This window comes from Pseudomonas sp. PA-5-4B (assembly GCF_021606215.1).
GTDB classification, from domain to species: domain Bacteria; phylum Pseudomonadota; class Gammaproteobacteria; order Pseudomonadales; family Pseudomonadaceae; genus Aquipseudomonas; species Aquipseudomonas edaphica.
The window spans coordinates 1-14445 of record NZ_WKDB01000109.1; the positions used below are offsets into that span (position 1 = coordinate 1).

Below are 14445 nucleotides of genomic sequence, written 5' to 3' on the forward strand. Positions count from 1 at the left end.
GAGCATAGGTATCTACACAACTTTTAAAAGCAGCCTATTTCTCCTGTGGCGAGCAGGCTTGTCCTGCGTTGGGCTGCGAAGCAGCCCCAAAAACAGACGCTGAGTACTTTCAGCAAAATTGCCGTGCCTGTACTGGGGCAGCTTCGCAGCCCAACGCAGGACAAGCCTGCTCGCCACAACAGCCCACCAGCCACAGACTTCGTGTTAACCGGTTGTGTAGATACCTATGCCGCGATGAGGCCCACAGGGTTTCCTCACTTCAGTGGCGTGCGCAGGTAGTCAAACAACAACCGGCTCACCGGCGACAACTGCGCTTCATCACGCACCACCACAATCAAGCTGCGATCCGACCACGTGTCGGTCAGCGGCACCGCATGCAACCCCAGCGCGCGACCAAACAGCTCATAGGCTTTTTGCGGCAAAATACCGATGCCCATATTCGCCTGGACCATCCGGCACATCGCATCAAACCCCGGCACATGGATACGCAGGCGCAGCATCTTGCCGGCCTCACGCGCAGCGGCATGGGTACGCATGTTGATCGAACTGGCGGCGTGCAGGCCGACGTAATCGCTGCCCAGGGTTTCCTCGAACGCCAGGGTTTGGCGTGCGGCCAAGGGATGCTCCGCCGGCATCAACACCACCAGCTTGTCATGGCGATACAGCACACTGGGCAAGCCTTTGGTGTCAGTGTCGCTGGAGCAGATGCCCAGATCTGCCACCCCGTCCAGCACGCCCTGGACCACGCCGTTGCTGGGGCGCTCTTCCAGATCAGTCTTGACCTCGGGGTGCCGTTGGGAAAAGTCGCGCAGGTCTTCCGGAAGGAACTGAATGATCGCCGACAGATTCGCCAGCATGCGCACATAACCGCGCACACCGTGGCTGTGTTCGCCCAGTTCAAGGCCCATTTTCTCGACGTTGAACAGCATCTGCCGCGCATGGTGCAGCAATGTTTCGCCCGCCGCAGTCAGGTCCATGCCCTTGGCACGGCGCACGAACAGGCTCACGCCCAATACCTGCTCCAGCTCCATCAGGCGCTTGCTGGCCGCCGATACGGCGATGGCTTCACGGGCCGCAGCGCGGGTCAGCGTGCCTTCTTCAAACACTGCAACGAACAGTTGCAGAGTGATCAGGTCAAGGCGACGCACCAGGCTTTTGTGCAGCATCAGCGCGGCTCGCTGGCCAGGCGATTGATCTCGGCCTGCTCCACCACGGCTTGCGGCGCGCCATGACGCGCCGCCGCCAACATCGCCAGGCCGACGGTCTCGGTGCTCACCACCCAACTCGGTTTGACCCGACGAAAAAACGACAACAGCGGCCCGAGCACGGTATAGAACGATTGATACAGCGGCGTTTTCGAGCGCACGCCATGCAACGGCTGAATCACCCCGGGCCGAAACAGGTACACCGCCTTGAACGGCAAGCGCAGCAAGGCGTTTTCGGTCTTGCCCTTGACCCGCGCCCACATCGACTTGCCCGCCTCGGAGCTGTTGGTGCCGGCGCCGGACACATAGATAAAGGTCATCTGCGGATTGAGCCGCGCCAAGGTACTGGCGGCGACCAGGGTGAGGTCATAGGTGAGGTGGGTGTACTTGGCTTCATTCATGCCCGCCGACGACACGCCGAGGCAGAAGAAGCATGCATCAAAGCCTTGCAGCAGGTTTTCCAGCGGCTGGAAGTCCAGCATGTCGCTGTGCAACACCTGGTGCAGCTTGCCGTGCTCCTGGGTCAGCGGCGTGCGGCCCACGGCGACCACTTCCTGCACGTCAGCGGCCAGCAGGCACTCGCGCAGCACGCCTTGGCCGACCATGCCGGTGGCGCCGAATAATAGAACTCTCATCAGGGGACCTCAGCGGCAAGCCGCAAGCTTCATGCTCAAGTTAAATACCGTTCAACTTGTAGCTTAACGCTTGCGGCGTGCAGCTGCCGCCTTTAGAACGCGCTGCGAAATATCTCCTCAATTTGTCGCTGATCCGCCCGGCGCGGGTTGGTCAGACCGCAGGCATCCTTCAATGCATTGGTGGCCAGCAGCGGAATGTCCTGCAACTTGGCGCCCAATTCGCGCAAACCGGCCGGGATCTCAACGTCATGGGCCAAGGCGCGAATAGCGACGATGGCCGCCTGGGCGCCCTCTTCCGGAGTAATACCCTTGATATCGGCGCCCAAGGCGCGCGCCACGTCGCTCAAGCGTTTGGCGCACACGCTGGCGTTGAAGCTTTGCACATGGGGCAGCAACACCGCGTTGCACACGCCGTGGGGCAGGTCGTAGAGGCCGCCGAGCTGGTGGGCCATGGCATGCACAAACCCCAGCGAGGCATTGTTGAAGGCCATCCCGGCGAGGAACTGCGCATACGCCATGTTTTCCCGCGCGGCTTTGTCGCTGCCATCACGCACCGCCAGACGCAGGTTGGCGCTGATCAGCTCCATGGCCTTGATCGCACAGGCATCGGTGATTGGCGTGGCGGCCGTCGACACATAGGCTTCGATCGCATGGGTCAGCGCATCCATGCCAGTGGCCGCTGTCAGCCCCTTGGGCATGCCGACCATCAGCGTCGGGTCGTTGACCGACAGCAGCGGCGTGACATTGCGGTCGACGATGGCCATTTTCACATGGCGGGTTTCATCGGTGATGATGCAGAAACGGGTCATCTCGCTGGCCGTGCCGGCGGTGGTGTTGATCGCCACCAGCGGTAACTGCGGCTTGCTCGACTGATCGACACCTTCATAGTCGCCGATGTGCCCGCCGTTGGTGGCGCACAACGCGATGCCCTTGGCGCAGTCATGGGGCGAACCGCCGCCCAGGGACACCACAAAATCACAGGCGGTGGCCTCCAGCATCGCCAGGCCTTTCTCGACGTTTTCCACATTGGGGTTGGGCTTGGCGCCGTCGTAGATCACCGAGTCAATGTCCTGCATCGCCAGCTTCTCGGCGATCATGCTGGCCACACCGGCCTTGGCCAGCCCGGCGTCGGTGACGATCAGCGCCTTGCGAAAACCGTAGTTGCGGATGGCCGTCATGGCTTCGTCGAGGCAGTCGGTGCCCATGATGTTGACGGCGGGAATAAAAAAGGTGCTGCTCATGGTCAATCCTCGGAGGCGGTATGCCGACAGAATCAACCGCTAACGCGTGGCGCATCTTGATCAGGATCAACGCCCGCTCATGATAAAGTCACCACCCAGCCGATTTCGAGTAGACCCGCCGCAATGAAGGATTTCCAGGATATTGACGCCCACCTTGAAGACTGGAGCGCACTGCGCAGCGCCATCGACTTCAATGGGATTCTGATCGGCAATGGCGCCAGCCGTGCGATTTGGGAAGACTTTGCCTACGACTCGCTGTTCGAAAACGCCCGCACCGTCGAAGAAAAGCCCCTGAGCCCATCCGAACTCAGCGTGTTCGACGCCCTGCAAACCCGCAGTTTCGAGCAAGCGCTGGGCGCCTTGAAGACCACCAGCCGGGTCAACAAGGCACTGGCGGTCAGCTCGGCGGCGCCGCGCAACCGCTACTACGCAATCAAGGAAGCGCTGATCAACACCATCCACGCCGTGCATATTCCGTGGCGCCTGGTGCAGCCGTCGACACTGGCGACGATCAACACTGAACTGAAGCGCTACGCGACGGTGTTCACCAGCAATTACGATTTGCTCAACTACTGGGCGATTTTGCACACGCCGGGCATCGATGACCTGTTCCGCAGCGCCGACGCCAGCTTCGACCTGCGCAACACCCGCACCGACGCCACGCGCATCCTCTACCTGCACGGCGGCCTGCACCTGGTGCGCAACCTCGACGGCACCGCGCGCAAATTGCCGACCACCGAGAGCACCTTGCTCAGCAGCTTTGCAATAAACAACACGATCAAGACGTTGGACGATGTGCCGTTGTTTGTCAGCGAGGGCAAGGTGGAGGAGAAGCTCAAGACCATTCGCAGCTCGGATTACTTGTCGTTCTGCTACGAGCAATTGCTGAGTCATGAAGGCGCGTTGTGCATCTTCGGCCATGACTTGGGGGCTCAGGACAGCCACTTGGTGGACGCGATTCGCCAGGCCAGACTCACGACACTGGCAATCTCAGTGTCGGGCCGCAGTGACGGGTTTATCCGCCAGCAGAAGCGCCGGTATTCGCAGTTGTTTGACGGCAGTGGCGTGGAGGTGAAGTTCTTTGCGGCGCGTACGCATCCGTTGGGTAATGCCGCGTTGTCCGTGCCGGTCGAACGCTGATCCACTGAACAACGAAGATCAACTGTGGGAGCTGGCTTGCCTGCGATAGCGGTGTGTCAGTTAAGACAGTACTGACTGGCCCACCGCTATCGCAGGCAAGCCAGCTCCCACAGTGACGGTGTTCCAACCTAGGAACACGGTCACTCGTCGCTGCTGTGCACCACCACCAGCAACTGCGCCTGCACCTCTCCCACCGAGCGAATTCGGTGAGGTTTCTGTGCATTGAAGTGCAGCGCGTCGCCCCGCTCCAGAATCACCCGTTCGTTCATGAAATCCACTTCCACCTGGCCTTCGTGCACGAACAAAAACTCCTCGCCCAGATGCTCCTTGAAGGTCTTGTCGGTGAATTCTGCCGGCGGGTAGATGATGAACGGCAGCAGGCTGCGCTCGCTGACCTGATGGGCCAACACGGCATAACCCGGCGCGGTGTCGGGACGTTCGTGGCTGCGCACCAGGCTGTAGCTGTCGAGGCTGACGTTGTCTTCGCTGAACAGTTCTTCGACCTTCACGTTCAACGCCTTGGCCAGTTTCAGCGCGGCAGCAATCGACGGTGTGTTGAGCCCACGCTCGACCTTGGACAGATAACTCTTGGTCATCCCGGACTTTTCGGCCAGCGACTCCAGGGTTACGCCAAGTTTTTTTCTCAATAATTTCAAACGGATAGACATGTGCTGCGGTTAATCCCTGCAGAAAAGGCAGAATCACGCTTGCCAATGACACAAAGTGTCATATAGCATCTTTAGTGTCATTTGCTCTAACCCAAAGGACACCGATATGGCCAAGACATTAGCACTTCCCAAAGACCAACTGGTCAAGCAAGCACTGATCCAGATGCAAAACAGCCTGGCGGATAATACGTGGACCGACCGGCAAAAGCTGGCGCTCACGTGCCGCATCCTGTTCGAACACGGACACGACTCCGGCCTGGCCGGGCAGATCACCGCACGTGGACCAACGCCTGGCACCTATTACACTCAGCAACTGGGCCTGGGTTTCGATGAAATCACCGCCAGCAATCTGTTACTGGTCAACGAAGACCTTGAAGTACTCGAGGGGCATGGCATTCCCAACCCGGCCAACCGTTTTCACACCTGGGTCTACCGTGGGCGGCCGGATGTGAACTGCATCATCCATACGCATCCCACGCATATTGCCGCGCTGTCGATGCTCGAAGTGCCGCTGCAGGTGTCGCATATGGACCTGTGCCCGCTGTACGAAGATTGCGCCTTCCTGGAAGCCTGGCCGGGAGTGCCGGTGGGCAATGAAGAAGGCGAAATCATCACAGCAGCTTTGGGCGACAAGCGCGCAATTCTGCTCTCGCACCACGGTCAGCTGTCCACCGGCGCAAGCATCGAGGAAGCCTGCGTGATCGCGCAGTTGATCGAACGGGCGGCCAAGTTGCAGTTGCTGGCAATGTCGGCGGGCACTATCAAGCCGATCCTGCCGGAACTGGGTCGCGAGGCCCATGACTGGATCTCCAAGCCCAAGCGCCATGGCGCCGCATTCAACTACTACGCCCGGCAGAACCTGCGCAAACACGCCGATTGCCTGAACTGATTGCCCTTTTTCAAGCGGAGACCTCCCATGTCCAACCCCACTATTCACGGCATCATCGGCTACACCATCACCCCGTTCAGCGCCGACGGCCAGCGCATTGACCTCGACGCCCTCGGCCGCTCCATCGACCGTCTGATCGACAGCGGCGTACACGCCATCGCGCCTTTGGGCAGTACCGGTGAAGGCGCGTATTTGAGCGATGCGGAGTGGGATGAGGTCAGCGCCTACAGCCTTGCGAAAATCGCCAGGCGCGTACCCACTGTTGTCAGCGTGTCTGACTTGACCACCGCCAAGGCCGTGCGTCGCGCCCGTTATGCCGAAGCCAATGGCGCCGATGTGGTGATGGTGCTGCCGGCCTCATACTGGAAACTCAGCGAAGCGGAAATCCTCGCCCACTACGCCGCGATTGGCGACAGCGTCGGCGTGCCGATCATGCTTTACAACAACCCGGCTACCAGTGGCACGGACATGTCGGTGGACTTGATCCTGCGCATCGTCAAGCAGGTGGCGAACGTGACCATGGTCAAGGAAAGCACCGGCGATATTCAGCGCATGCACCAGTTGCGCCGCCACAGCGACGTGCCGTTTTACAACGGCTGCAACCCGCTGGCGCTGGAAGCCTTCGCGGCGGGTGCCAAGGGGTGGTGCACGGCCGCGCCGAACCTGATCCCGCAGCTGAACCTGGAGTTGTATGACGCGGTGCTGGCCAATGACCTGACACTGGCGCGGGAGCTGTTCTATCGCCAGTTGCCGTTGCTGGAGTTCATCCTCAAAGGCGGTTTGCCGGCGACGATCAAGGCCGGGTTGCGGCTGACCGGCCTGGAGGCGGGCGATCCACGCTTGCCGGTGTTCCCGTTGGGTGAGGCTGGGATCGAACAGCTCAAAGCATTACTGCGCTAAAACCGCGGTCCTCTGTGGGAGCTGGCTTGCATCGCTATCGCAGGCAAGCCAGCTCCCACATTTTTGAACCCATGAACCCGTTACATAGAGACAAATGACAATAGTTCTCGATATCATTCGCGACTTATCTACGTCGTGCTTCCTCAAGAAGGATATCCATGTCTCGTCCCAAGCCCGACCCGTTGTCGGCCGATGCCTTTCGCGGGTTTTATGCAGATATCCTGCATTTCCTGCGCAAGCGCACGGACAACGCCAACGACGCGGCGGACATGACCCAGGATGTCTTCACCCAGTGGCTGGACTACCGCGACCGCGCCAAGGTCGAGCAGCCACGGGCGTTTCTGTTCCAGATGGCGCGCAACCTGTTGCGCGATCACTGGCGTAAACAGAAGGTACGCCAAAGCGCTCACTCCGACCCGGCCGACGCTGACACGGAGCCGGTCACCGACGCACAAAACGACCCCATGGCCGCCGCGCAGCGCCTGCAACGCCTGGAACAGTTGAAAGAAGTCCTTGCCGAACTCTCGCCCCGCAGGCGAGAAGCCCTTATGCTGCACCGCTTCGAAGGCTTGAGCCAGGCGCAGATCGCCGAACGCATGGGCATTTCGACCAGCATGGTCGAAAAGCACATCGCTTTTGCCCTGCTGCATTGCAAGCGACGCCTTCAACCAGAACCCGGCACGGAGCAGCCAGAATGAACCGCCTGAGCGACATCGACGCCCTGGACATCGAAGCGAGCGACTCCATCGATGCCCAAGCCGCCAGCTGGTTTGCCCGCAACCGTAATGGCGCAGCACGGGCCGAGCGCAAAGCCTTTGCCGCCTGGCAGGCAACGCCCGCCCACGCCCGTGCCTATGCCGAATTCGAACAACTGTGGGACGACCTCGCCCAGTTGCAGCAACTGAATAAACCCGTACCGCTGCCCAAGCGTAAACCCTCGATAATGCGCCCGGCTCTGGCCGTGGCCGCCGCACTGGTCTGCGCCGTGCTGACGACAAATATCGGTGCACCCCGCGCGCTGTTCCACAGCCAGATTGCCGGGCACGCCAAAGGCATGCGCACCCTCGCCTTGCCCGACGGCAGCACGCTGTATGTGAATGCCAACACCCACCTGCGCGTGGACTTCAATGCGCATCAACGCATCCTGCACCTGGACAAGGGCCAGGTCTTTATCGAAGTTGCCGCCGACAAAGAGCGCCCGCTCTACGTGCAAGCCGGCGAGGCCAATGTGCGGGTGGTCGGCACCGGGTTTGACGTGCGACGCAGCCAGCAACAACTGGTGGTCAGCGTCGCCCACGGCCAGGTCGCCTTCGAGCCGGACGCCAAAAGCCCGGTGGCGTTGCTTAGCGCCCAGCAACGTGCCACGTACAGCTACGCCAAGGGCACCGTGCAGCAACAGACACTCACCACCGAAGAAGTGGCCGACTGGCGCAGTGGGCACCTGTCGTTTCGCAATCGGGAGTTGGCCAGCCTGATCGATGAACTGAGCCTCTACCGGCCTCAAGCGCCCTTGCAGGTCAACAAAGCCGTGGCGCAACTGAAGGTCTCGGGCAATCTGGATGTGAATGACCCGGATGCCCTGCTCAGCGCCCTGCCCGCGCTGCTGCCGGTTAAAACCGTGGCCTCGGCCGATGGCATTGTCCGCATCGAACCACTCAAGTAAGGCCTGCAAGCATCACACTTGAGAATATTTTGCATTCGCATGTGTGGTTTTTTGCAGCTGCCCCGTCTTCCTCCCGACTGTGTTGGATACGCACACCTTTTGGCTATTTAGCCACCCCGGGGGATTTCATGTTTCGCGCGCCTTGCCACGCTCCGCACCTGTTTCTTCGACCGACCCTTATTGCCAGCTGCATGGCCTTGAGCCTCAACGCCCAGGCCGAGTCGCTCAGGCTGCAACTGCCCGCCCAATCGCTGGCCACGTCCCTGAGCTTTGTCGCGCAGCAGGCGAAAATCCAGCTGTTGTTCGATGAGACACTGCTCAAACATGTGCAGGCGCCGGCGCTCAACGGTGAATTCAGCCCGGAAGTGGCGATTCGCAGCCTGCTGAAAAACGGCGAGTTCACCCTGATCAAAGTCGGCAGCACCTACGTGGTGCGCCCCGACGAGGGCAAGACCACCCACAGCGGCGCCATCCAGCTGGATGCCCTCAGCGTGATCGGCACCGGTAACGAAGTCGACTCCAGCACCGTCAACCGCTCGACCATGACCCAGGCCGACATTGACCGCTACCAGTCCAACAACATCCCCAGCCTGTTGCAGACCTTGCCCGGCGTGAGCCAGGGCGGCTCACTGAAACCTGGTGGCCAGACCATCAATATTCGAGGTTTCGGCGATGCCGAAGACGTGCCGATGACCGTCGACGGCGCCACCAAAACCGGCTTTGAGCGCTACCAGCAAGGCACCGTATTTATCGAGCCGGAGCTGATCAAGAGCATCGAGGTCGAGAAAGGCCCCAACTCGCCGTTCACCGGCAACGGCGGTTTTGGCGGTACGGTCAACATGACCACCAAGGACGCCCCGGACCTGCTGCAAGACGGTCGCAACAGCGGCGCGATGCTCAAATACGGTTACTCCAGCAACGACCACGAACAGATCTACAGCAGTGCCGTGTACGGCCGCACCGACGACGGGCGTTTTGACGCGCTGGCCTACCTGACCCAGCGCGACGGCGGCGACATGAAGGTGGCCGCCAAACTGCCCAACGACAACAACGAATACCCGGTCAACCCTCAGCGCCTGCCCAACAGTGCCCAGGATGTGGACGGCAAACTCTTCAAGGTCAACGCCCACTTCACCGAGGAGCACAGCGTTGGCCTCTCTTACTCGCGCTCCCACAGCAACCGCTGGACACCATTCTCCGCCGCCAGCTACCCGACGCCGCCGACCCAGGCCAACATCGACCGCTACGGTTACGAAAACGCGCTGAAGCGTTTTTTAGCCCAGCGTGACACCACTGACACCACCTGGTCAGGCAAGTACGAATACACGCCGGTGAATAACCCGCTGATCGACCTGACCGTCAAATATTCCCAGTCCAATACCGACCAGACCGACGAACGCGACGCCACCGCGTTTTTCCAACTGGCCACCGGCGGGCGCAAGATGGACACCGCCTACACCGACAAGAACCTCGACATCCGCAACGTCAGCCTGTTTGACACCGGCCCCTTGCAGCATGCGGTGACCGTCGGCGGGCAAATCCGCAAGCACATCCGCGAAACCGAAATGTGGATGCCCGGCACCACCTACAACACCGCGCGCTACAACTACGGGCACTTCCAGCCGGGTTTCATGCCCCACGGCAAGGTCGACACCAACAGTTTCTTTGTCCAGGACGCAGTCACCGTGGGCGACGTGACCATCACCCCGTCGCTGCGCTACGACCATGTGCGCAACCGTGGCGAAGGCAATGACGCGCCGTACTACAACAACCCGAACCCGTCCTTCGGCCACGATTACAGCGACCGCACTTACACCGGCTGGTCGCCGCGCCTGGCGCTGTTCTGGAACGTCACGCCGAACCTGGGGCTGTTCGCCAACTGGAGCAAGACTTGGCGGGCGCCGGTGATCGACGAGCAATATGAAGTGCAAGGCCTGGGCAGCCGCACCGCCACCAGCGTCGACCTCGACCCGGAGCGCATCACCTCGATTACCCTGGGTGGCGTCACCAGCTTCGACAACCTGATCGCCCAGGACGATAACCTGCAAGTACGCGCCACGCTGTTCCACAACAAAGTCGAAGATGAAATCTTCAAGGCCACCGGCGTTGGTTGCCAAAACCAGGCCATCAACGGCGGCACCATTGCCAACGCTTGCCCGCCTGGGGCGATGTCCAACTACCGCAACATCGGCGGCCTGACCATCAAGGGTTTTGAGCTGGAGTCTTTCTACAACTCCACCTACCTGTTCGGCTCGGTGTCGTTCGCCTACGCCAAGGGTGAACACGAAGGCGCCTACACCAACCCGTGGGGGCCGGATGTACCGGCACGTGACATTCCACCGACCAAATGGGTGCTGGTAGTGGGCACCAACATCCCGGCCTGGGATGCCCAGGTGGGCTGGATGGGCCAGTTCATTGGCGCGACCGATCGCTTGCCGAGTGACAAATATTCCGGCGGCCCGGGCAGCAGTTTGGGCGACCTGTTCTACGACCAGTACGGCAACAAGGCCTACAACACCCAAGGCCTGTTCGCCAAATGGAAACCGCAACAGGCCTACCTCAAAGGCACCGAGGTGAACTTCACCGTGGACAACCTGTTCAACAACAACTTCCGCCCGGCCTTGAGCGGTGATCGTGCCTACACCAAGGGCCGCGATGCGAAGGTCAGCATTACGCGGTTCTTCTAAAGACCAGGGTGACGCCATCGCAGGCAAGCCAGCTCCCACAGGAGATCTCGGTCCATCAGACGATAGAGATCAACTGTGGGAGCCGGGCTTGCCCGCGATGGCGCCGTGCCTGCCAGCTTAAAGATTGAAACTGTACGGATAAATCTGCGACCAGCTGTAGGCCCTTAATCAGCGAGGGTTGTGGCTAGATGGGCTTCCCTTGAAGCCCTCCAGATTCTGGTCCCCACTCATGAGCTCGCGCGAAAACACCGGCATGGCCCTCGGCCTGCTGGGCGTCGTCATCTTCAGCCTGACTTTGCCCTTCACCCGTATCGTGGTGCAGGAAATCCACCCCTTGCTCAATGGCCTCGGGCGCGCCTTGTTCGCGGCGATCCCGGCAGCAGCGCTGTTGTTGTGGCGACGCGAGCGCTGGCCAACCTGGCGCCAGGTGCGCGGTCTGTGCCTGGTGATTGCCGGGGTGATCCTGGGTTTCCCGGTGTTGTCGGCCTGGGCCATGCAAACCTTGCTGGCGTCCCATGGCGCGCTGGTCAACGGTTTGCAACCGCTGTGCGTGGCACTGTATGCGGCGTGGCTGTCACATGAGCGGCCGTCAAAAGCCTTCTGGGCCTGCGCAGCGCTGGGCAGTGCGTTGGTGCTGAGTTATGCGTTGATCACTGGCGCGGGCAGTATCCAGGCCGGCGATTTGCTGATGCTCGGCGCGATTGCCGTGGGCGGCCTGGGGTATGCCGAAGGCGGCCGGTTGGCCAAGGAAATGGGCGGCTGGCAGGTGATCTGCTGGGCGCTGGTGCTGTCGACACCAGTATTGATCGGCCCGGTGTGGTACTTGGCGGCGCAGCATCAAGGCGCGATTTCCATGCGCACCTGGTGGGCGTTTGGGTATGTATCGCTGTTCTCGCAGTTTTTGGGGTTCTTCGCCTGGTACGCCGGGCTGGCCATGGGCGGCATTGCGCGGGTCAGCCAGATTCAGCTGTTGCAGATCTTCTTTACCATCGCGTTTTCGGCGTTGTTCTTTGGTGAACATATCGAGCCGATTACCTGGGTGTTTGCGTGTGGCGTGATCATTACGGTGATGCTCGGGCGCAAGACGGCGGTGCAGCCTGCACCGGCTTGTGTGGGAGCTGGCTTGTCGAATCGTCGCACCGCTGCGATGCAGACACCTCGGTCTATCAGCAAACCCAGGTGATGCCATCGCAGGCAAGCCAGCTCCCACAGGAGACCGCATTCAGTTCAAGAAGCCATCCGCGCGCAGCAGGGTTTCCAGGCAGTGTTCGCTGATGTGGTAGAACGCCTTCAGCTCCTGGATTTTTTCCAACAGTTGCGCATTGTCCACAGGCTCGGTGCGCTTGACCGCCAGAATCATCTTGTTCTTGTTGGTGTGTTCCAGCGAGATGAACTCGAACACCTTGGTCTCGTAGCCACAGGCTTCCAGGAACAACGCACGCAAGCTGTCGGTGACCATTTCCGCTTGCTGGCCCAGGTGCAGGCCGTACTGCAGCATCGGCTTGAGCAGCACCGGGCTCTGGATCTGCAGGCGGATCTGTTTGTGGCAGCACGGCGAGCACATGATGATCGACGCACCGGAACGGATGCCGGTGTGGATCGCGTAGTCGGTGGCGATATCGCAGGCATGCAGGGCGATCATCACATCCAGTTCGCTGGGCGCCACACTGCGCACATCACCACACTTGAACACCAGCCCCGGATGCTCCAGGCGTGCGGCGGCGGTGTTGCACAGGGTTACCATGTCTTCACGCAATTCCACACCCGTCACTTCGCCCTCGGCCTTGAGGGTGTTGCGCAGGTAATCGTGAATGGCGAACGTCAGGTAGCCCTTGCCCGAACCGAAATCCGCCACGCGCACCGGCTGGTCAAGCTTCAACGGCGATGAGGTCAGCGCATGGCTGAACACTTCGATGAACTTGTTGATCTGCTTCCATTTGCGCGACATCGATGGGATCAGCGCCTGCTTGGCGTCGGTGACGCCCAGGTCCGCGAGGAAGGGTCGGCTCAAGTCGAGGAAGCGGTTTTTCTCGCGGTTATGCTCAGCAGAAGGCGCCTCGCGCAGTTGCTGCGGCTTGCTTTTGAACAGCGAGCTTTTGTTCTTTTTGCTGTATTCCAGCTGGGCTTCGTCGGTCAGCGACAACAGGTGCGCATTCTTGAACGACGCCGGCAGCAGCGCGGCAATTGCCGCCACGCCTTCGGCCAGCGGGAAGTTCTTGGTAACGTCGCGGGTCTTGTAGCGATAAACAAAGGACAGGCACGCCTGCTCCTTGACCACGACCTGCTTGATGATCAGCCGCTGCAACTGGGCTTCTTCGCCGACGTACTTGGCCAGCACCAGCTTGATAAACGCGTTCTGCGCGAGGCTTGCGCTCAGCAGTTCGATGAACTGGGCGTGATGATCCGGCGCAGGGCTGGCAGGTTGAGCGGTGACAGACATGAACAAAAACGCCTCGGGCAAAGAATGCCGGGCATTTTAGGGGGGATGAAGGTTTAGGGCACGGGGTTATTTGATCAACGGTCGCTCAGCCGCCGCAAATCAAATGCGGGAACCACTTTTCTCTGGAAACTGACTTATGTGGAGGGCTGGCTTGTGTGGGAGCTGGCTTGCCTGCGATGGCATCACCTGGGTTTTCTGATGGACCGAGGTGTCTGCATCGCAGGCAAGCCAGCTCCCACACAAGCCCGGCTCCCACAGAAAAGCAGCTATTCCAGCACTATCAGGCGGTTAGGCAGCTCATTACGCGTCTGCGTCACCGGCACATGCACCTTCAGCAATTCACCACACGCCTCGATGCAGGCAATAAACCCCGCCAGCGTCTGCCCCTGCTTCACCTGCTGGGTGAATGCCTTGACGATCTCATCCCAACTGCTGTCATCCAGGTGCCTGGAAATACCATCGTCCACCAGGATCTCCACATACCGCTCCGCCTCGCTGACAAAAATCAGCACGCCGGTGCTGCCCAGCGTGTGGTGCAGGTTTTGCTCCAGGAACTGTCGACGGGCCAGGTTCGATGCACGCCAGTGGCGTACCGAACGCGGAATCAGGCGGGTGGTGACCTTGGGCAGGCGAAACAACAGGCACAGCACAATGAAGGTCGCCCATTGCGCCAACAGCAAGGTGTACATGGTCAGGTAGCCCGACAGGTAGTGCACGATGCCAGGCACCACCAAGGCGATCAGGCTGGCCCACAGCAGCGGGATATAGGCGTAATCATCCGCGCGCGCGGCCAGCACGGTGACCAGCTCGGCGTCGGTGGTTTTTTCGACGCGTGCGATCGCTTCGGCGACTTGGCGCTGCTCGTGTTCAGTCAGTAATGCCATGGTTGTAGATGCTCTGTTCTAGTTATTGTCATTACCAGCCACCTGAGGCACCACCGCCGCCAAAACCACCGCCGCCGCCTCTGAAGCCACCAC

General features: G+C 60.5%; 13 protein-coding genes. 7 read left to right on the forward strand and 6 right to left on the reverse strand.

All coding sequences use genetic code 11. From position 1 onward, the window contains the following. Nucleotides 1–254: 254 nt before the first annotated feature. The 3 genes from GIW28_RS29460 to yiaY all read right to left on the reverse strand — a co-directional run bounded on the left by GIW28_RS29460 (nucleotide 255) and on the right by yiaY (nucleotide 3081). Nucleotides 255–1166: a LysR family transcriptional regulator gene (locus GIW28_RS29460; RefSeq protein WP_099548614.1), complete on the reverse strand. Its 912-nt coding sequence runs from the start codon at nucleotides 1164–1166 to the stop codon at nucleotides 255–257. Then, the gene (locus tag GIW28_RS29465; protein WP_138453635.1) at nucleotides 1166–1840 is read right to left on the reverse strand and encodes an NAD(P)H-binding protein; all 675 of its coding nucleotides are present in this window, start codon (nucleotides 1838–1840) and stop codon (nucleotides 1166–1168) included. The genes GIW28_RS29460 and GIW28_RS29465 overlap by 1 nt, the downstream gene beginning before the upstream one ends. A gap of 92 nt (nucleotides 1841–1932) precedes the next feature. Further along, nucleotides 1933–3081, reverse strand: a complete 1149-nt coding sequence (gene yiaY, locus GIW28_RS29470; RefSeq protein WP_017137278.1) for an L-threonine dehydrogenase — start codon at nucleotides 3079–3081, stop codon at nucleotides 1933–1935. Between the two features lie 123 nt (nucleotides 3082–3204). Between yiaY and GIW28_RS29475 the strand changes: the two genes are divergently transcribed. Then, complete coding sequence (locus GIW28_RS29475) at nucleotides 3205–4221, forward strand: DUF4917 family protein (RefSeq protein WP_186618413.1); 1017 nt, start codon at nucleotides 3205–3207, stop codon at nucleotides 4219–4221. A 140-nt stretch (nucleotides 4222–4361) separates the two neighbouring features. Here the strand turns inward: GIW28_RS29475 and GIW28_RS29480 are convergent, their stop codons facing one another. After that, complete coding sequence (locus GIW28_RS29480; protein ID WP_017137276.1) at nucleotides 4362–4889, reverse strand: helix-turn-helix domain-containing protein; 528 nt, start codon at nucleotides 4887–4889, stop codon at nucleotides 4362–4364. A 106-nt stretch (nucleotides 4890–4995) separates the two neighbouring features. Between GIW28_RS29480 and GIW28_RS29485 the strand changes: the two genes are divergently transcribed. From GIW28_RS29485 to GIW28_RS29510, 6 genes are all read left to right on the forward strand, one after another. Then, nucleotides 4996–5778: an aldolase gene (locus tag GIW28_RS29485; RefSeq protein WP_017137275.1), complete on the forward strand. Its 783-nt coding sequence runs from the start codon at nucleotides 4996–4998 to the stop codon at nucleotides 5776–5778. 27 nt (nucleotides 5779–5805) lie between these two features. Then, on the forward strand, nucleotides 5806–6678 hold the full coding sequence (locus GIW28_RS29490) for a dihydrodipicolinate synthase family protein (protein WP_017137274.1): 873 nt from the start codon (nucleotides 5806–5808) through the stop codon (nucleotides 6676–6678). 158 nt (nucleotides 6679–6836) lie between these two features. Beyond that, nucleotides 6837–7376: an RNA polymerase sigma factor gene (locus GIW28_RS29495; protein WP_017137273.1), complete on the forward strand. Its 540-nt coding sequence runs from the start codon at nucleotides 6837–6839 to the stop codon at nucleotides 7374–7376. Next, nucleotides 7373–8341, forward strand: a complete 969-nt coding sequence (locus GIW28_RS29500) for a FecR family protein (protein WP_169985460.1) — start codon at nucleotides 7373–7375, stop codon at nucleotides 8339–8341. Before GIW28_RS29495 ends, GIW28_RS29500 begins: the two co-directional genes overlap by 4 nt. Before the next feature lie 128 nt (nucleotides 8342–8469). Further along, nucleotides 8470–11028, forward strand: coding sequence for a TonB-dependent receptor (locus tag GIW28_RS29505; RefSeq protein ID WP_236447647.1), 2559 nt, complete (start codon nucleotides 8470–8472; stop codon nucleotides 11026–11028). Between the two features lie 229 nt (nucleotides 11029–11257). Further along, nucleotides 11258–12211: a DMT family transporter gene (locus GIW28_RS29510; RefSeq protein ID WP_236447646.1), complete on the forward strand. Its 954-nt coding sequence runs from the start codon at nucleotides 11258–11260 to the stop codon at nucleotides 12209–12211. Nucleotides 12212–12250: 39 nt separating this feature from the next. Here the strand turns inward: GIW28_RS29510 and GIW28_RS29515 are convergent, their stop codons facing one another. Together GIW28_RS29515 and GIW28_RS29520 are read right to left on the reverse strand one after the other, a co-directional pair. Further along, complete coding sequence (locus tag GIW28_RS29515) at nucleotides 12251–13468, reverse strand: class I SAM-dependent methyltransferase (protein ID WP_236447645.1); 1218 nt, start codon at nucleotides 13466–13468, stop codon at nucleotides 12251–12253. A 266-nt stretch (nucleotides 13469–13734) separates the two neighbouring features. Then, nucleotides 13735–14352, reverse strand: a complete 618-nt coding sequence (locus GIW28_RS29520; RefSeq protein ID WP_017137268.1) for a TPM domain-containing protein — start codon at nucleotides 14350–14352, stop codon at nucleotides 13735–13737. Nucleotides 14353–14445: the final 93 nt, after the last annotated feature.